Origin of the sequence: Pseudomonas segetis (assembly GCF_900188155.1) — a bacterium.
In the GTDB taxonomy this organism is placed as follows: Bacteria; Pseudomonadota; Gammaproteobacteria; order Pseudomonadales; family Pseudomonadaceae; genus Aquipseudomonas; species Aquipseudomonas segetis.
Genome location: NZ_FZOG01000002.1, coordinates 402,206 through 420,945, shown reverse-complemented (window position 1 = coordinate 420,945; position 18,740 = coordinate 402,206). Strand labels below are relative to the sequence as shown.

The 18,740-nt window shown below is 57.4% G+C and carries 15 protein-coding genes; 7 read left to right on the top strand and 8 right to left on the bottom strand.

What is annotated here, in order from left to right:
* Positions 1-191 precede the first annotated feature (191 nt).
* Positions 192-536, top strand: a complete 345-nt coding sequence (locus tag CHB79_RS07770; RefSeq protein ID WP_010486465.1) for a YciI family protein — start codon at positions 192-194, stop codon at positions 534-536.
* Positions 537-603: 67 nt separating this feature from the next.
* On the opposite strand, the gene CHB79_RS07765 is transcribed toward CHB79_RS07770, so the two are convergent.
* A complete protein-coding gene (locus CHB79_RS07765; protein WP_089359479.1) occupies positions 604-1,680 on the bottom strand; it encodes a type I restriction enzyme HsdR N-terminal domain-containing protein in 1,077 nt (358 codons plus the stop codon).
* A 160-nt stretch (positions 1,681-1,840) separates the two neighbouring features.
* Positions 1,841-2,401 carry a tetratricopeptide repeat protein gene (locus tag CHB79_RS07760; RefSeq protein WP_010486467.1) on the bottom strand — a complete coding sequence of 187 codons (561 nt, stop codon included), beginning with the start codon at positions 2,399-2,401 and terminating at the stop codon, positions 1,841-1,843.
* Between the two features lie 173 nt (positions 2,402-2,574).
* Between CHB79_RS07760 and CHB79_RS07755 the strand changes: the two genes are divergently transcribed.
* The 5 genes from CHB79_RS07755 to dsbG all read left to right on the top strand — a co-directional run bounded on the left by CHB79_RS07755 (position 2,575) and on the right by dsbG (position 7,432).
* Positions 2,575-3,864, top strand: a complete 1,290-nt coding sequence (locus CHB79_RS07755; protein ID WP_089359478.1) for an NAD(P)/FAD-dependent oxidoreductase — start codon at positions 2,575-2,577, stop codon at positions 3,862-3,864.
* A gap of 23 nt (positions 3,865-3,887) precedes the next feature.
* A complete protein-coding gene (locus CHB79_RS07750; RefSeq protein WP_010486470.1) occupies positions 3,888-4,457 on the top strand; it encodes a helix-turn-helix domain-containing protein in 570 nt (189 codons plus the stop codon).
* A gap of 116 nt (positions 4,458-4,573) precedes the next feature.
* Positions 4,574-5,704, top strand: a complete 1,131-nt coding sequence (locus CHB79_RS07745; protein WP_010486472.1) for a M14 family metallopeptidase — start codon at positions 4,574-4,576, stop codon at positions 5,702-5,704.
* Between the two features lie 145 nt (positions 5,705-5,849).
* Entirely contained in the window at positions 5,850-6,665 is an 816-nt protein-coding gene (locus tag CHB79_RS07740; RefSeq protein ID WP_089359477.1) for a TlpA disulfide reductase family protein, read from the top strand.
* Positions 6,662-7,432, top strand: coding sequence for a thiol:disulfide interchange protein DsbG (gene dsbG / locus CHB79_RS07735; protein WP_089359476.1), 771 nt, complete (start codon positions 6,662-6,664; stop codon positions 7,430-7,432). Before CHB79_RS07740 ends, dsbG begins: the two co-directional genes overlap by 4 nt.
* Before the next feature lie 157 nt (positions 7,433-7,589).
* Here dsbG and gcvT read toward each other — a convergent pair whose 3' ends face one another.
* The 6 genes from gcvT to gcvH all read right to left on the bottom strand — a co-directional run bounded on the left by gcvT (position 7,590) and on the right by gcvH (position 16,372).
* Positions 7,590-8,714 carry a glycine cleavage system aminomethyltransferase GcvT gene (gcvT, locus tag CHB79_RS07730; protein WP_089359475.1) on the bottom strand — a complete coding sequence of 375 codons (1,125 nt, stop codon included), beginning with the start codon at positions 8,712-8,714 and terminating at the stop codon, positions 7,590-7,592.
* A gap of 55 nt (positions 8,715-8,769) precedes the next feature.
* Positions 8,770-10,146, bottom strand: coding sequence for an L-serine ammonia-lyase (locus CHB79_RS07725; protein ID WP_089359474.1), 1,377 nt, complete (start codon positions 10,144-10,146; stop codon positions 8,770-8,772).
* A gap of 98 nt (positions 10,147-10,244) precedes the next feature.
* Positions 10,245-11,498 (bottom strand): serine hydroxymethyltransferase, encoded by a 1,254-nt coding sequence (gene glyA, locus CHB79_RS07720; RefSeq protein ID WP_089359473.1) that lies wholly within the window; start codon positions 11,496-11,498, stop codon positions 10,245-10,247.
* A 53-nt stretch (positions 11,499-11,551) separates the two neighbouring features.
* The gene (locus CHB79_RS07715) at positions 11,552-12,928 is read right to left on the bottom strand and encodes an alanine/glycine:cation symporter family protein (RefSeq protein WP_089359472.1); all 1,377 of its coding nucleotides are present in this window, start codon (positions 12,926-12,928) and stop codon (positions 11,552-11,554) included.
* A 195-nt stretch (positions 12,929-13,123) separates the two neighbouring features.
* Positions 13,124-15,979, bottom strand: a complete 2,856-nt coding sequence (gene gcvP / locus CHB79_RS07710; protein ID WP_089359471.1) for an aminomethyl-transferring glycine dehydrogenase — start codon at positions 15,977-15,979, stop codon at positions 13,124-13,126.
* A gap of 9 nt (positions 15,980-15,988) precedes the next feature.
* The gene (gene gcvH / locus CHB79_RS07705) at positions 15,989-16,372 is read right to left on the bottom strand and encodes a glycine cleavage system protein GcvH (protein ID WP_089359470.1); all 384 of its coding nucleotides are present in this window, start codon (positions 16,370-16,372) and stop codon (positions 15,989-15,991) included.
* 581 nt (positions 16,373-16,953) lie between these two features.
* Between gcvH and CHB79_RS07700 the strand changes: the two genes are divergently transcribed.
* Complete coding sequence (locus CHB79_RS07700; protein ID WP_010486488.1) at positions 16,954-18,717, top strand: DUF1302 domain-containing protein; 1,764 nt, start codon at positions 16,954-16,956, stop codon at positions 18,715-18,717.
* The last annotated feature ends 23 nt before the right edge of the window (positions 18,718-18,740 follow it).

Sequence of the window (18,740 nt, the reverse complement as noted above, 5' to 3'; positions counted from 1 at the left end):
TTTAAGAAAAATTAAGCGCTGTGTATTTTTTTTGAATTTTTTAATTACCGGTTTTTGCCCTCTAGGACGAGGGTTTCCAGCTGTCAGGGAACTTTGGCTTGAGCTAAATGGAACGGGCTGTGTCGAATGCTAATATCCTCAAACGACTAGATCATAAGCATCACCTACACAGCGCCGCGAAGGAGGCCGTGATGAAGTATTTATGCCTGGTTTACAGCAATGAACAACAATTACACACCTCACCGGACAGCCCGAAAGACGAGGAATGCTGGGCCTATGCAGAAGCGGTGCAACGAAGTGGCCGAATGATTGCCGCCGAAGCGTTGCAGCCGGTGCACAGTGCAACGACCGTGCGTAAGCGTGGTGGCCAGCTCTCAATCACCGACGGCCCTTTTGCCGAAACCAAGGAACAGCTGGCCGGGTTCTATTTGATTGATGCACGTGACTTGAATGAAGCAATTCAATTGGCCGGTGATATTCCAGCCGCACGAGTGGGGTGTGTGGAAGTTCGCCCGGTCAGGGAGTTGGATATTTGAATCGCAAGTCTCGGTTCGAGCGCAGCTCTAGCCGAATGTTCTCATCGGCCAGAGCTTGCATGGTAGCTCACAAGTAGAATTTAGCTGTTTCAATGAGCTGTTCGGAGTGATTGTAGATGTCATCTACGCTCTGTATTGGGTGGCGTGTTTCATTTTTGTTTTGGTCGAAAACCCCCAGATATTTTTGGCTACGATTGAAGTGAAGGCGGCAGATTGGTTTGCGATTGTTATCGTCTAGCAGGACTCCGCAATAGCTCTGGTTATCCCGCATTGCTATACGCTTGACGTCGGTCGCGTGACGAACAATTGCCTTTACAATCATGAACCCCTCGATTTCCTCTTCCGTGGTTTCAATCCTGTTATCAATATCGTCTTGAGGTTCTGAAGAGCTGGAGGTTGAATCTTTTGCTTCATATGTAGCGGGAGTGCTCCCGCTAATCGCGGACTTCAAGCGGTCATTCGCTTGGTCGTTGAGAAACTGCACGGAGGCTTTGCGGGTGAGCTCAGCAAACAGCTCACGTACTTTTTGGGTCACCGCACCGTCATAGACACGTGATGCCACAAACTTTATGAAATCTTCGTCAGGGTTGCTCATCAATCCTGATAGAAACCGCTTAATTTGGCTTACGTATTTCAGCTCTCCAGCGGCATTCACGATTGACTCGATATCAAAAGCAGTTTTGGTCAGCTTCAATAGTTCGGGCACGGCATGCTCATCGATGTTCAATAGGTCAAGCTCCAAGAAGGGCTTCTCATCCATCTTGTTTGGAGCATCTAAGTCGGTAAAGAATTTATAAATTTGACCGTTGGTTAGGATGGCGATGCGAGCATTGGTTACGTGAAAATAGCGAAATAATTGGCTAGCGTTGTTGAGTGTTAGTAGCTCACCAATTTTTTTGCATTCCATTAGTATCTGGATTTCACCTGCCTTTAGGATTGCGTAATCGATTTTTTCTCCCTTTTTGGTACCTACGTCGCACACGTATTCTGGTATCACCTCGCTTGGATCAAATACGTCATAACCTAGAACGGCATGGATAAATGGCATTACAAATGCGTTCTTGGTTGCTTCTTCTGTCTGTATGGATGCGCCCTGTTGGCGAATTTTGACGGACAGACTCTTCAGCTTTTCGGCAAATTCCATGCAAGCATCCCCGAGAATAAAAAAATGAGACTAGCCTAGTTTCAAGGGATAGGTGGGGTTTGCTCTATGCAGGTGCGGTTACAGGCACTATTGAAACTAAAACTCCCGCAATTGCGGGAGTCTTGTTATGCAGATTGTATAGCCACTCCGATTTTGCTGACTAAGGCGTTTGCAGTTTCTTCAATGCTTCGCAGCTAACCGCATAGTTTGCTTTGCAGGCTGCGCTGTAGAGCGCCTTGGCCTGATTGGGGTCGCGGGTTACGCCGTGTTCGCCGGTGAAGTAGAGGTTGCCGAGAATATGCTGGGCCATTGGGTTGCCCCCAGCTGCTGACTGGTTCAAATACTTGAGCATGGCATCGCGATTGGCAAAGGATGCGTCATCACGGCCAGTGTAGAGGTAGGCCAGGCTAACGGCTGCCATGGAGTGGCCCTTGTCAGCGGCTTTTTTCCACCAGAATTCGGCTTGCTTGAGATCCTTGACCGGACGGCCGACGAAGTAGGCGCTGCCAAGCTTGAATTGACTTTCCACGTCGCCGCTTTCGGCCGCTTTTCGCAATTGATCAAACTCGGGGTTGGCAGTTTGTTCCTGGGTGGTTTCGGGTGAGGTGGCAGGAGCGCTTGTATCAGTGCCCGCATCTTTGCTGGCGCAACCGCCGAGGACAAGCAGGGTAAACAGCACGGCTGGTAGGGTTGGGCGCGCCAGTAGATTGGTTTTGATCATGGTTGATTCCTGATTTGACGAGAGCATGGTGCATAAGGCGGCATGACTAAAGAAGCCTCAACAAAGACAACAGTGACGGGAATAAGTTGGCAAAGCCATGGATTTCTTGGTGGATTGAAATTTATATAGTAAATTTTCATGAAATTAAGAGTTGAATATTTCATGAGGCAGCCATGTTCAAACAGTCCGCCCAGCACGTTCAGAGTTATTATGCCGCAACCTATCCAGAACCTTTGCGTTTGCGCGATACCCTTGAGGCGTCGCTGAGTACCGAGGTGCTGATCATTGGTGGTGGCTTTAGCGGGCTGCATTGTGCGTTGCGATTGTTACAGGCAGGCAAGCGCGTGGTGGTTCTCGAAGCCAGTCGGTTGGCATGGGCGGCATCGGGGCGTAATGGCGGCCAGGCGCTGCTCGGTTGGTCATGCGATATGCCGCCGTTCGAAGCGGCGCTGGGTTTGAGTGGTGCGCAACAATTGTGGCGCAGCATGCAATGGGCCGCAGATGAAATACGTGAGTTGCCCAGGCGTTATGGTTTTGATATCGATTACCGTCCGGGCAGCCTCTACACTGCGGTATTGGCGCGGCGAGTGACCCAGTTGCAGGACGCCGAACGCGAAGCGCATGAAAAATGGAACAGCCCGGGCGTGCGCTTTATTGCCGGGGATGAATTGCGCGACTGGATAGGCAGTGATCGTTATCAGGCGGCGCTCTATGACCCGCAGGGAGCGCACATCAATCCGCTGAAACTCGCCCAGGGCCTAGCTACTGCAATTGAGCAACTGGGCGGGCAGATTTTCGAACAGAGTCAGGTATTGGATTACCGGCAGACGGCTGAAGGTTACCGCGCGCGAACAGCCAACGGTGAGGTGCGTGCTGATGTGCTGGTCCTGGCCTGCAATGCTTATATTGATCGTCTGGAACCGACATTGAGCCGGCGCATATTGCCCGTGGGCTCCTATCAAGTTGCAACCGAGCCGTTGGAGGCGGAACTAGCCCAATCGTTGCTGCCGAAAAACAGTTGTGTCATCGATAACCAGTTCGTCCCGGACTACTTCCGCTTGACCCCCGATAACCGCCTGTTGTTCGGCGGTGGCTGCACTTACCTAGGTGGAATTCCCAAGGACGTTGCGGCCGCAACCCGGCCTTATCTCGAACGGGTATTTCCTCAACTGCGCGGAGTTGCGCTGGACTATGGGTGGGGCGGTCATATCGACTGCACCATGAAGCGCACTCCGGATATTGGTTGCGAAGGCCTGCGTTACTGGTTGCAAGGGTTTTCCGGCCATGGCGTTTTACCCACCCTGGCCGGAGCTCGGGCGGTGAGCGATGCGATTCTTGGCGATAGCGAGTTGCTGGCTCTCTACCAAGGGATGCACAACCCGGCTTTCCCCGGTGGTTCCCGTCTTGCAGCGCCCATCGAGGCCCTGGGCAAGGCCTGGTACCGCCTGCGCGATGCGCTTTAGTTCATGCTGTTTGAGGATTCGATATGGATATGCAAGACGAAGTCGAAGGACTGGCGATACTGATTCGTGACCTGCGCAAGCACAAAAAGGTCAGCCTCGAGGCCCTGGCTGGACAGGTGGGGCGTTCAGTGGGCTTTCTGTCGCAGGTTGAACGGGCGATTTCAAAGCCTACGGTAGCTGACCTGACCGCTATCTCGGAGGCGTTGGGCGTCTCTACCAGTTATTTCTATAACCTCAGCAAACCCCGTGAGGTGGCTTGGGTGACCCGTCCCGATGAACGCCGGACCCTGTATTACGCTGGCGGGATTACCGACGTGCTCGTTTCACCAAGCATGTCGGCCGGTTTCTCTATGCTGGAAAGTCATCTGGCGCCTGGCGCCACCAGTGGTGAAGGGCATTTGGATGACAGCTCCGAGCAAGGCGGGTTTGTGCTCGAGGGCGAACTGACCATCTGGATTGGGGATGCTGGCGATGAGCAGGCCAGTCCGGTGACCTTGCGCGCCAACGATGGTTTTCAGTTGCCGCCACACAGCCAGTTTCGCTATGCGAACCTCAGCCAGCAAATGACGCGCGTGCTTTGGGTCTTCAGGTAGGCTGGCCTGCGCGGCCCCATTAATCGCAATTATTTTGTCGTGTTTGGCGTTTGCAACTGGGGCTGGAGCTGCGATGCTTTAGATGGTTTTCTGAATTTAATGTTTTCGAGGTGGGTATGCAGATCAGTTGTGATTTCGACAGTGGCAATATTGAGGTCATTGATGACAGTAATCCTCAACGGGTCCTGCTGGCGATACGACCTGATCTGCGCAGCCATCATTTCCAGTGGTTTCACTTCAAGGTGGATGGCCTGACGCCGGGTCGCCCGATTGGCTTCAGCCTGACCAATGCCCACAATTCTGCGTACAGTCACGCCTGGAGCGGGTACGACACCGCTGCCTCATATGACCAGAAAAAGTGGTTCAGGGTGCCAAGTCGCTTTCAGGATGGGGCGCTGGATTTTGAGTTGGCACCGCACCAGACGCAGATCTGGTTTGCCTATTTCGAACCCTATAGTCGCGCTCGTCATGACCAGTTGATTGCCAGCGCGATTGCCGATGCCGGCGCGCAGCTTTTCGCCACCGGCAAGAGTATTGAAGGGCGTGATATCCAGTTGCTGAAAGTCAGCCGCAACCCCAAGGCGCAACGCAAGGTCTGGATCATCGCTCAGCAGCATCCAGGCGAACACATGGCCGAGTGGTACATGGAAGGTGTGATCGAGCGACTTAAAAATCGTGATGACGCACAGCTCAACCACTTGCTTGAGCAAGCTGATCTGTACCTGGTGCCGAACATGAATCCAGACGGCGCCTTTCGTGGGCACCTGCGCACCAATGCCGCCGGTCAGGACCTTAACCGGGCTTGGCAATCGGCAAGTCCGGAACAGAGTCCTGAGGTGTACTTCGTCCAGCAGCAGATGCGCAAGGTCGGCGTCGACATGTTTCTGGACATTCATGGCGATGAAGAAATTCCCCATGTGTTTGCGGCCGGTTGCGAGGGCAACCCGGGTTTTGACGCGCGCCTGGAGGCGCTCGACAACGAGTTCCGCAGCCGACTGGTTGCCAGTGGTGCTGAGTTCCAGACACGCTTTGGTTATCCGCGCAGTGCGCCTGGCAAAGCCAATACCACCTTGGCGTGCAACTCGGTTGGTATGGAGTTCGACTGCCTGGCGTTCACCATCGAGATGCCATTCAAGGATCACAATGACACGCCGTGCCCACGCACGGGCTGGAACGGGCAGCGTTCGGCGCAATTGGGCAAGGATGTACTTGGCGTCATCGCCGATATGGTCGAGCAATTGCGCTGAGCAGTCGGCCAGGCGGGGGCAGGGCTCTGAACATGGTTTGTAACGCTTGAGGCGTTGGTTTTACTGAACCCTTGATTGAATCTATAGGTCGCAGTTGTCTGCCTGGATAATGATGTTCAGGTGTAACCGTTCTCAAGGACAGTGAATGCTCAGCGTTAACCTTGGCCCCTTGACCATGTCGGTCGCTCATTTGTTGTTATTAGGCAGTTTGTTGGTGGCTACGCTGGTTGGCTGGTGGGTTGGGCGCAATGCCGGGAGCAATCCCGAAAACCGCCTGTTCCTGATGTTCTTGGCCGGGGTGCTCGGTGCCCGTTGCGCATTCGTCGTGCGTTACTTCGAACAGTTCAAGAGTGACCCGTGGCAAGTGATCGATCTGCGCGATGGTGGCTTTATTGCCTGGCCTGGCATCCTGCTGGCGCTGTTACTGGGGCTGTACTGGTTGGTCAGGCAACCGCCGATGCGCCGTCCGTTGGCGATGGCATTGGTGGCCGGGTTATTGGCCTGGGGATCGGGCTCGGCAGTTATGCGCGCGCTGGAGCAGGGCACCCGTTTGCCGGATGTTGCATTGACCACGCAGGATGGCAAGGCGGTTGAGCTGAGCGACTATGTTGGCAAGCCGTTGGTGGTCAATCTCTGGGCAACCTGGTGTCCGCCGTGCCGACGTGAGATGCCCGTATTGGCCGCAGCGCAGGAACGTCATGCCGATGTAACTTTCCTGTTCGTCAACCAGGGCGAGACCGAGGATGAAATCAAGCGGTTTCTCAATGCCGGCCAACTCAATATGGATAATGTACTGCTTGATAGCCATGCGCGCCTGGGGCCAATGCTTGGCTCGCGTGCATTACCCACCACCGTGTTCTACGACGCCCAGGGGCGACAGCTTGGCAGCCACTTGGGTGAGTTGTCTGAAGCCAGTCTGCTGCAGGTATTAGACCTGTTTAAAAAGGATGATAAACAATGACCAAGTTGATACTTGAGCCTTCTCGCTGGTTGACGCTGGCGCTGTTGAGCGCTGCTGCGACGAGCCTGCATGCCGAGCAATGGCCTGCGCCAATCAAGGCCGTCGAGGCGCGCGGCGCTGAAATTGTCGGCCGTTTCGATGCCCCGGGTGGCATGCAGGGGTTTGCCGCCAAATACAATGGCCAAGGCATGGCGCTGTACCTGATGCCGGACGGCAAGCACGTGCTGCTCGGTACATTGCTCGACGAGCAGGGTGCCGATCTCAGCGAAGCGCCGCTGGAGCAACTGGTCTACCAGCCGATGGCCAAGCAAATGTGGGCGCGAATGGAGAAAAGCCACTGGGTTGGCGATGGTAAGGACGATGCACCGCGTGTCGTGTACGTATTCAGCGACCCCAACTGCCCGTACTGCACCCTGTTCTGGAAGCAGTCGCGGCCCTGGGTCGAGGCAGGCAAGGTGCAGTTGCGCCATATCATGGTGGGTATCATTCGCGAGGACAGCGAGGCCAAGGCGGCCACCATTCTTGCGGCCAAATCGCCAGAGCAAGCGCTTAACGAGCATGAGTCTGCTGGGCAATCCAGTACGCTGGCGCCGCTAAAAACCATTCCGCCACACATCCAGAAGCAGCTTGATAGCAATCTTGAGCTGATGAACGAGCTGGGTGGCCAGGCGACCCCGGCGATTTTCTATCTGGATAAAGACTGGCGCCTGCAGCAGCAACAAGGTGCGCCGCGTCCAGATGCCTTGAAAGCGATCATGGGTGAGTAGGGATGTAGGGCGGACAGCGCTTTTCTGTCCGCCATTTATCGCAAGTTAAGGTCTATCGCAAATAACTGGACTCTGGTGGGCAAGCTTCGCGTTGCCGCATCCTAGGAAACACACAATGGCAGACAAGGCTTGCTTGTCCGCCATTGCTGCCAGCTGATCAGCCGCGGTAGTAGCGCTGCTCAACGAAAGGTGTCTTGGCCACTTTCATCGGCACACGCTTGCCCCGCACTATTGCCCAGACATCACTGCCAACCGGCACATGACTCGCCTGAACGTAGCCCATGGCAACCGGCGCGCCCAGAGTAGGGCCGAAACCGCCGCTGGTGACTGCGCCTATGATGTTGCCATCGGCATCGACGATTTCAGCCCCCTCGCGTACTGGTACGCGCTCTTGCGGCAACAGGCCCACGCGCTTGCTGGCAACGCCGGCTTGTTGTTGGGCGAAGATCTGCTCTGCGCCGGGGAAGCCGCCAGCACGGGCACCATCGGCGCGACGTGGCTTGGACATGGCCCAGAGCAGGCTGGCCTCGATTGGCGTGGTGCTGGTGCTCATGTCATGGCCATACAGGCATAGGCCAGCTTCCAGGCGAAGTGAGTCACGGGCACCAAGGCCAATGGCTTCGACTTCTGGCTCGGCCAGCAGGCTGCGGGCCAGGGTTTCAGCGCTTTCGTTAGGCACTGAAATTTCGTAGCCGTCTTCGCCGGTATAGCCCGAACGGCTCACGTAGCAATCAACACCGAGCAGGCGAACCTGGGCGAATTGCATAAAGGTCATCTTCGCCACTTCTGGTGCGAGGCGGCTGAGTACATCAACGGCTTTAGGGCCTTGCAGGGCCAGCAGGGCCCGCGTTTCAAACAGGCTCTCGATCTCGCACTGCTCGCCAATGTGCTTGCGCATGTGCGCCAGGTCCTGGTCCTTGCAGGCCGCGTTGACCACCAGGAACAGGGTGTCGTCGCCGAGGTTGGCGACCATCAGGTCGTCGAGAATGCCGCCGTTTTCATCGGTGAACATTGCATAGCGCTGCATGCCAACTGGCAGGTCGATTATGTCGACCGGTACCAGGGTTTCCAGCGCCTTGGCTGCATTGGCGCCGCGCAGCACCAACTGGCCCATGTGCGAGACATCGAACAAGCCAGCTTGGTCGCGAGTCTGCAAGTGTTCCTTCATGACGCCGAGCGGATACTGCACCGGCATGTCATAGCCTGCGAATGGCACCATGCGTGCGCCCAGTTCAAGGTGCAGTGCGTGCAGTGGGGTTTTTGCGAGTGTTTCGGTAGTCATGCAGGTCTCCTTGGTATTCTGTTCACTGTGCTCCTGTGCGGAACGCAGCGCTCAATCAGCATTCGATAATATTGACAGCCAGGCCGCCGCGAGCGGTTTCCTTGTACTTGCTTTTCATGTCGGCGCCGGTCTGGCGCATGGTGCGAATCACCTTGTCCAGCGAGATAAAGTGCTGGCCGTCGCCGCGCAGTGCCATGCGCACTGCATTGATGGCCTTGACCGAACCCATTGCATTGCGTTCGATGCAGGGCACCTGGACCAGGCCACCAACGGGGTCACAAGTCAGGCCAAGGTTGTGCTCCATGCCGATTTCCGCCGCGTTTTCGACCTGTTGCACGCTGCCGCCAAGCACTTCGCACAAGGCGCCCGCCGCCATTGAACAAGCAACGCCTACTTCGCCCTGGCAGCCGACTTCGGCACCGGAGATCGAGGCATTCTCCTTGTAGAGGATGCCGATGGCCGCCGCCGTCAACAAAAAGCGCACCACGCCATCGTCGTTGGCACCGCTGATAAAGCGTGTGTAGTAATGCAAGACCGCCGGAATGATCCCGGCTGCGCCATTGGTTGGTGCAGTCACGACGCGGCCGCCGCTGGCATTTTCTTCATTGACCGCCAGGGCATAGAGGTTGACCCAGTCAAGCACGCTCAATGCATCGCGCATATTGGCTTCGGGGTTCTTGCACAGTTGGCGATACAACGCCGCTGCGCGCCGTTTCACTTTCAGGCCGCCGGGCATGATGCCTTCGTTGTTGCAGCCCGCCGTGACGCAATCTTGCATCACCTGCCAGATGTTCAGCAGACGTTCACGGGTTTCCGCTTCGGGACGCCAGGCCGCTTCGTTGGCCAGCATCACTTGGCTGATCGACAGATTATGCTCGGCACAATGGGCCAGCAGCTGTTTGCCGGTGGTGAAGGGGTAGGCCAGCTGGGTTTGATCCTCCACGATACGGTCGGCGCCTGCGGCTTCATCGTCCACCACAAAACCACCGCCAACCGAGTAGTACTCGCGGCTGCGCACTTGCAGGCCGGCTTGATCAAAGGCGCGGAAGATCATGCCATTGGGATGGAACGCCAAGGGTTTGCGGATCATCGCCAGGTGTTCTTTTTCGACAAAACGAATGGTTTTTTCGCCGAGTAGATCCAGTTCGCCAGCGGCTCGAATCGCCTTGAGGCGCTCATCAATGGTGCTGGTGTCGACGCTGTCGGGTTGTTCGCCGAGCAAACCGAGCAAGACCGCTTTGTCGCTGCCGTGGCCCTTGCCGGTGGCGCCCAGCGAGCCATAGAGCTCGACCTTGACCTGCTCGGTAGCTGCCAGCAGGTCATCGCGGCGCAAACCTTCGACAAAACGTGCAGCCGCTCGCATCGGCCCGACCGTGTGCGAGCTGGAGGGGCCGATACCAATTTTGAACAAGTCAAAAACACTGAGTGACATATAACCTCGTGGGGCTGCGCCTGTAGCGCGAGCCGCATCAATAATGGCTTGTGAGGCCAGGTGCGCCAGTCGCCTTGTGAGCGGCTGGCGAGCCTTGCTTATTCAGCGTAGACCGGGAAGGTCTTGCAGAACTCGCTGACCTGACCACGTACACGTTCGATAACTGCAGGGTTGTCCAGTTCATCGAGAATGTCGCAGATCCAGCCCGCCAGCTCACGGCATTCACCTTCCTTGAAGCCACGGGTGGTCACGGCCGGGGTGCCAATGCGGATGCCCGAGGTGACGAAAGGTGACTGCGGGTCGTTTGGCACTGCGTTTTTGTTCACGGTGATATGCGCCGCGCCCAACGCTGCATCGGCAGCCTTTCCGGTCAGGCCTTGCTTGATCAGGCTCAGCAGGAACAGATGGTTATCGGTGCCCCCGGAAACCACTTCATAGCCGCGTCCGACAAAGACTTCGGCCATGGCCTGGGCGTTGTTGATGACCTGCAGTTGATAGGCCTTGAAGCTTGGCTCCATGGCTTCCTTGAAGCACACCGCTTTACCGGCAATAACGTGCATCAGCGGGCCGCCCTGGCTGCCGGGGAAAACTGCCGAGTTGAGTTTCTTCTCGATCGCTTCGTTGGCCTTGGCCAGAATCAGGCCGCCGCGTGGGCCGCGCAGGGTCTTGTGCGTGGTGGTGGTGACCACGTCAGCATAGGGCAGAGGGTTGGGGTACAGGCCTGCGGCGACCAGACCGGCAACGTGGGCCATGTCGACGAACAGGTAAGCGCCAACCTTGTCGGCGATTTCGCGGAAACGGGCGAAGTCCAGGGTGCGCGAATAGGCAGAGAAGCCCGCCACTATCATCTTGGGCTTGTGCTCAAGGGCCAGGCGCTCGACTTCGGCGTAGTCAATCAGGCCTTGCTCGTCGATGCCGTACTGGATAGCGTTGTAGAGCTTGCCGGATGAGCTGACGTGGGCGCCGTGGGTCAGGTGGCCGCCATGGGCCAGGCTCATGCCGAGGATGGTGTCGCCAGCCTGCAGCAGCGCCAGGTAGACCGCGGAGTTGGCGGACGAACCCGAGTGTGGCTGGACGTTGGCGTAGTCGGCACCGAACAGCTGCTTGGCGCGCTCGATGGCCAGGCTTTCGACCACATCAACGTGCTCGCAGCCGCCGTAATAGCGCTTGCCCGGATAGCCTTCGGCGTACTTGTTGGTCAAGCCGCTGCCCTGGGCTTCCATCACCGCTGGGCTGGTGTAGTTTTCCGAGGCGATCAGCTCGATGTGGTCTTCCTGGCGGCGGTCTTCTGCTTGCAGGGCGCGGGCCAGGGCAGGATCGTATTCGTTCAAAGTCAGGCTTTTGTAGAACATTGCGGCTGTCCTTAAAGTCGGGCGCGAGCGGTTATCGCTCGCGCCATGTTGAGTTAGCGTTGCAGTGATTCAACACTGCGCTTGACGATGTCAGGGTTGAAATGATCGCGGGTCAGCTTGACCACGACCGGGCTCAACAGCAGCAGCGAGAGCAGGTTGGGCAGGGCCATCAAGCCGTTGAGGGTGTCGGCCAGCAGCCAGGCAAAGTCGAGCTGGGCAATAGCGCCAAACGGCACGGCCAGTACCCAGATAATGCGAAACGGCAGGATCGCCTTGGTGCCGACCATGAACTCCCAGCATTTTTCGCCAAAATAGCTCCAGCCAAGAATAGTGGTGAAGGCAAATACCACCAGCGCAATACTCAGGAATGCGCCGCCGAAACCGGGCATTGCCGACTCGAAGGCCGAGGCTGAAAGGGCTGCGCCACTGACGCCGCTGGTCCAGACGCCTGAGCAGATGATGGCCAGGCCGGTCATGGTGCAGATCACCAGGGTGTCGATAAAGGTTCCGAGCATGCCGATCATGCCCGAGCGTACCGGACTATTGGTGGTGCCGGCCGCCTGGGCGATACCGGCCGTACCGAGACCTGCTTCGTTTGAGAAAATACCGCGCGCCACACCAAAGCGGATCGCTGCCATGACTGCTGCGCCAGCAAAACCACCGGTGGCGGCTGCAGGGCTGAAGGCATAGGTGAAGATCATGCCGAACGCATTGGGGATCTGGTCGGCAAACACCACCAGCACCACGATAGAGGCGACGATGTAGGCAACGCACATGAAGGGCACCAAGGCTGCGGCGACCACGCCAATACGCTTGATGCCGCCAAGGATAACCAGGCCAACGGCAACCATGCTGACGACGCCAGTTACCCACAGCGGAACATTGAAGGTGCTTTCAAGGGCATGGGCCATGCTGTTGACCTGGACCATGTTGCCGATGCCAAAGCCAGCCAGGCCGCCGAAGATGGCGAAGGCAGTGCCAAGCCAGAGCCACTTCTGGCCCAGGCCATTCTTGATTGCATACATGGGCCCGCCGACATGCTCGCCGCGGTCATCTTTCTCACGGTAATGAACTGCCAGAACCACTTCGCAGTACTTGGTCGCCATCCCGACCAGCGCGGTACACCACATCCAGAATAGCGCGCCAGGCCCGCCAAGGAAGATAGCGGTCGCCACACCGGCAATGTTGCCGGTGCCCACGGTTGCCGCCAGGCAGGTCATCAACGCCTGGAATGGGCTGATTTCGCCGCTGGCATCATCGTCTTTCTTGCGACCTTTCCACATCAGGCTGAAGCCCGCGCCAATCTTGCTCAGCGGCATGAACTTCAGGCGCAGCATCAGGAACAGGCCTGTACCGAGAATCGCCACCAGCATCGGTGGGCCCCAGACAAGTCCGTTTATTGAGTTAACCAAAGTGTTGATAAATTCCATGGAACGCACCTTTTTGTTGTTGTTAGCGTCAGGAGGAGCCTGCGCTCGATAGGGGCTGTTAGCAGTGGTCTTACTGTAGCTTGCTGGTTTTGCGCAGTGGCTGACTGCAGTCATGCAGCCAGTTGTTGAATAATCGGGCCACCTAGGCCCGCGACAAACGCCCGCAAGCAGTACGGGCGTTTGCCGGGTGCTGCATCAGGCGTCTTGGTACGCTTCGATAGACGGGCAGGCGCAGATCAGGTTGCGATCGCCAAACACGTTGTCGACACGACCCACTGGTGGCCAGTACTTGCCGTCGATCAGCGAGGCGACCGGATAGACCGCCTGCTCACGGCTGTAGCTGTGCGTCCACTCACCAACCAGCTCAAGGGCAGTGTGCGGTGCGTTTTTCAGTGGGTTGTTCTCTTTGTCGAGATCACCGCGTTCAACCGCGCGAATTTCGTCACGGATGGCAATCATCGCGTCGCAGAAGCGATCCAGTTCTTCTTTGGACTCACTTTCGGTCGGCTCGATCATCAGGGTGCCGGCAACCGGGAACGACATGGTCGGCGCGTGGAAGCCGAAGTCGATCAGGCGCTTGGCCACGTCATCAACGCTGATGCCGCTGGCGTCTTTGATCGGGCGAATATCGAGAATGCACTCGTGGGCAACCAGGCCATTGGTGCCGCTGTAGAGCACCGGGTAGTGTTCCTCAAGGCGGCGGGCAATGTAGTTGGCGTTGAGAATAGCCAGCTGCGAGGCACGCTTGAGGCCTTCGCCACCCATCATGGTGATGTACATCCAGGTGATCGGCAGAATGCTCGCGCTACCAAATGGCGCTGCGCTGACAGCACCTTCCTTGCGCGTCATATTGGCGTGGCCCGGCAGGAACGGGATCAGGTGTTCCTTGACGCCGATTGGGCCAACACCCGGGCCGCCACCGCCGTGCGGGATGCAGAAGGTCTTGTGCAGGTTGAGGTGCGAAACGTCGCCGCCGAACTGGCCTGGGGCGCAGAGCCCGACCATGGCGTTCATGTTGGCGCCGTCGATGTACACCTGGCCGCCGTTGTCGTGAATGATCTGGGCGATCTCGCGGATGCCCTCCTCAAACACACCGTGGGTCGATGGATAGGTGATCATCAGTGCGGCGAGGCGATCCTTGTGCTCCACAGCCTTGGCGCGCAGATCTTCGATATCCACGTTGCCACGGGCGTCGCAGGCGGTAACCACCACGCGCATGCCAACCATGCTGGCGGTCGCCGGGTTGGTGCCATGGGCCGACTGCGGGATCAGGCAGATGTCGCGCTGATCGTCGCCACGGCTGATGTGGTAGGCACGAATGGCCAGCAGGCCTGCGTACTCGCCCTGCGAACCGGCATTAGGCTGCAGCGATACACCGTCATAACCCGTCGCGGCGCAGAGCATCGCTTCCAGTTCGTCGGTGAGTTGCTGGTAACCCTGGCTTTGTTCGGCTGGGGCAAATGGATGCAGGTTGCCGAACTCAGCCCAGGTCACCGGGATCATTTCACTGGCGGCATTGAGCTTCATGGTGCAGGAACCCAGCGGGATCATGCTGCGATCCAGCGCCAGGTCCTTGTCAGCCAGCTTGCGCAGGTAGCGCATCAACTCGGTTTCGGAGTGATAGCGGTTGAATACCGGGTGGCTGAGAATGGCTGATTGACGCAGCAATGCCTGCGGCAGGCGAGTGGCAACGGCCTTGGCCAGTTCAGTGAAGCTTGGCAGGCTGTTGCCTGGCTCGGCAAAGACTTCCCACAGGCTTTCGATTGCAGCCTGATCGGTGGTTTCGTCAAACGACACACCAACCCGCTGTGCATCCACCACGCGCAGGTTGATCGACAGTTCACGGGCCTGCTTGTGCAAGGTCGCGGTGCGCTCACCGGTGGCAATGGTCAGGGTGTCGAAGAAGTTGTCCTGCTCAACCGCAAAGCCCAGCTTGGCCAGGCCTTGGGCAAAGATTGCGGTCATCTGATGTACGCGCTTGGCAATGCGGGTCAGGCCTTGTGGGCCGTGGTAGACCGCATACATGCTGGCGATATTGGCCAGTAGGACCTGTGCGGTACAGATGTTGCTGGTGGCCTTTTCGCGGCGGATATGCTGCTCGCGGGTTTGCATGGCCAGGCGCAGGGCAGGCTTGCCGAAACGGTCAACCGAGACACCGACCAGTCGGCCAGGCATGTCGCGCTTGAACGCATCACGGGTGGCGAAGTAGGCGGCGTGCGGGCCACCAAAACCCAGTGGCACACCGAAGCGTTGGGCACTGCCCAGAGCCACGTCGGCACCGAACTCACCCGGAGGCGTCAGCAAGGTCAGGGCCAGCAAGTCGGCTGCAACCGCAACCAGCGCATTGGCCGCGTGGAACTGCTCGACCAGTGCGCGGTAGTCGAAGATGTCACCGTTGCTGGTCGGGTATTGCAGCAGGGCGCCGAAGTAGGTACTGGCGTCAGTGATTTCGGCTTCATCGCCGATTACAACGTCAATGCCCAGCGGCTCGGCACGGGTGCGCAGCACGTCGAGGGTTTGCGGGTGGCAATGCTTGGAGGCAAAGAAGCTGTTGCTGGCCTTGTTCTTCGACAAGCGCTTGCAGAAGGTCATTGCTTCGGCGGCAGCGGTGGCCTCGTCGAGCAAGGACGCGTTGGCGATAGGCAGGCCAGAAAGATCGCTGACCAGGGTCTGGAAGTTGAGCAGCGCTTCCAGGCGACCCTGGGAAATTTCAGGCTGATAAGGGGTGTAGGCGGTGTACCAGGCTGGATTTTCCAGCAGGTTGCGCAGAATCGGCGACGGCGTGTGGGTACCGTAATAGCCCTGGCCAATAAAGGTCTTGAACTGCTGGTTCTTGGCGGCGATCGCCTTGATCTTGGCCAATGCAGCGGCTTCGCTCAGGCCCGGAGTCTGGCCCAGTACGCTGGTGCCCTTGATGCTCTCGGGAATAACGCTGGCGCTGAGTGCCTCGAGCGAGTCAAAGCCCAGCTGCTGGAGCATGGCGTTGATGTCAGCGTCACGCGGGCCGATGTGGCGCGCAATAAATTCGTTTTCGGTCGTCAGGTCAGTCATCAGCTAGCCTCAGGCGTCAGCGTTAGCGTTTAGCAGGCGATCGTAAGCAGCCTGGTCGAGCAGATCATTGATGGCACTTGGATTGGCAGGGCGGAAGCGGAAGAACCAACCCTGGCCCAGCGGATCTTCATTGACCAGTTCAGGGCTGGCTTCGAGGTCGGTGTTGACTTCAACCACTTCGCCATCGAGCGGCATGGTGATGTTGCTGGCAGCCTTGACCGACTCCAGCACGGCGACTTCGGCTTCAGCGCTGTAGCTTTGCGCTTCCGGCAATTGCACGAATACCACGTCACCCAGTGCTTCTTGGGCAAAGGCAGTGATGCCAACGGTTACCAGGCCATCTTCTTCCAGGCGCAGCCATTCGTGCTCGACGGTAAAACGCAATTCGCTCATGTGAACTCCTCAAGTGACAGTCTCGCCTGTTTCTGTTGCAGACGATGATTCAGGTGCCCGCCATGGACGGGCGTCTTGCCCAGTTTGTCTGCAAACTGGGTGCCATCGTTAAAATATCGAGAAAAATCAAAGGATTGAGGCGATTTTTGGGATGTGGATTTGTTCTGCTGTGTATCGAAATCAATACGGCTTGAGACAGCCATCTTCGAGTAACCAGAGCGAAGCCACTGGAACCGCAAGTTATCGAGTCTGTATTGATTTATATACGATGTATTGATTTGAATACATGGTGGAACGAGAGCCTGTGCAGGCCCGGGCTTTTATCGCGCAAGCAGTCTAGCTCAAGGGGCAAGTGGCTGTCATAGCCAGGCTGGGCGCGGGTTGGCAGGCTGTTGGCTCATTATTCAGTCACTCAATAATGCACCATTGTGCATGCCGATTGACGTCCTGAAACCCCGTGTTGGCGGGGGGATTCACTCTTTCGGCTGACATCCAAAATACCTCTTTCGGGCGCTTATCGCCCGAGGTCGCTCTGGGTAGGTTGGCGGCAACACTCAACACATCGCTTTCAGGAGCGTCGCATGACAACAAAAACAAGACATGCATTCTTTCAGCCTTGTGCGCTGGCTGCTGCGGTCGCGCTCGGCTGTACAACACAAGCCCAGGCTGTGAACTTCAACATTGGCCCAATCGAGGCTCAGTTCGACTCCTCGCTTTCCGTGGGGGCGAGTTGGGCTACCCGTGACGGCGACAAGGACTTTATCTCGACTGCCAGTGGCGGGACTGCCTCGTCGCGCACCTCGGACGACGGCCGGCTCAACTTCAAGAAAGGGGAAACCTTCTCGAAGATCTTCAAGGGTATCCACGACCTCGAGTTGAAGTATGGGGATACTGGCGTGTTTGTCCGCGGCAAGTACTGGTACGACTTCGAAACCAAGGATGAAAGCCGTCTGTTCTACGACATCGACGACCACAACCGCAAAGAAGCGGCGCAATCCTCCGGCGGCGAGATTCTCGATGCCTTCATCTACCACAACTACGCCATTGGCGATCTGCCCGGCAGTGTGCGGGTTGGTAAGCAGGTCGTCAGTTGGGGGGAAAGTACTTTCATCCAGAACTCGATCAACTCGATCAACCCGATCGACGCCGCTGCTTTCCGTCGCCCAGGTGCGGAAATCAAGGAAGGCCTGATCCCGGTCAACATGCTCTATGTCTCGCAAAGCCTCACCGACAGTGTGAGTATGGAGGCCTTCTACCAATTGGAGTGGGACCAGACTGTCGCGGATAACTGCGGCACCTTTTTCTCCACCTCGGACGTGGTCGCCGATGGCTGCGAAGACCGCCTGGTGGTGGCTGGCCCGGACCTGCCGCCTGGCGAGTCGACCAACTCCTTTGTCGATAACGCCTACATTCCGCGTGCCGGTGACCGAGATGCACGGGACAGCGGCCAGTATGGCCTGGCCCTGCGCTGGTATGCAGAGTCGCTCAACGATACCGAGTTTGGCCTGTACACCATGAACTACCACAGCCGTGGGCCGGTGTTCAGTACCATCCGCACCACCTCGCCAAGCGCTGCGTTCATTCCGGGTGCACCAGATGCACGCTACTTTATCGAGTACCCCGAAGACATCCGTCTGTACGGTTTGAGCTTCGCCACCAACGTCAATGGCACCGCGCTTTCCGGTGAATTGAGCTACCGGCCGAATATGCCGCTGCAGATCAACTCGACCGACATGTCATTTGCCGCGTTGGGCCTGCCGTTCTCACCGATCTTTGTTTCCGGTGACTCGCAAAACACGTCAGCGGCTGACCTGCATGGCTACGAGCGCCGTGAAGTGACCCAGGCGCAGATCACAGCTGTGCAATTCATCGATCGGGTATTGGGGGCCAGTCGCCTGACCTTACTCGGCGAGGTGGGCTATAACTACATCAGTGGGATCAGCGATGACGTTGGAGAGGTGCGCTTTGGCCGCGATCCAATCTTTGGTGCTGGTGAGTTTACCGCTCCCGGTGTTTGCGAGGCGTTCAACGCCGCTAATCCTGACGAATGTAATGACGATGGTTTCTACACTTCAAGCTCCTGGGGCTACAGGTTGCGTGCCAGCGCCGACTACAACAACGTTTTCGCCGGTGTGAACCTGACTCCAAGCCTGGCGTGGTCGCATGACGTCAGCGGTTATGGGCCTAACTTCACCGAAGGCAGCAAGGCTATCAGCATTGGCTTGAGTGCCGAATACCAGAACACCTACAACGCCAGCCTCAGCTACACCGATTTCTTTGGTGGTGACTACAACGTGATTACAGACCGTGATTTCGTTGCACTGAGCCTCGGCGTCAACTTCTGATCAACGATAACCAAAGGATCCGT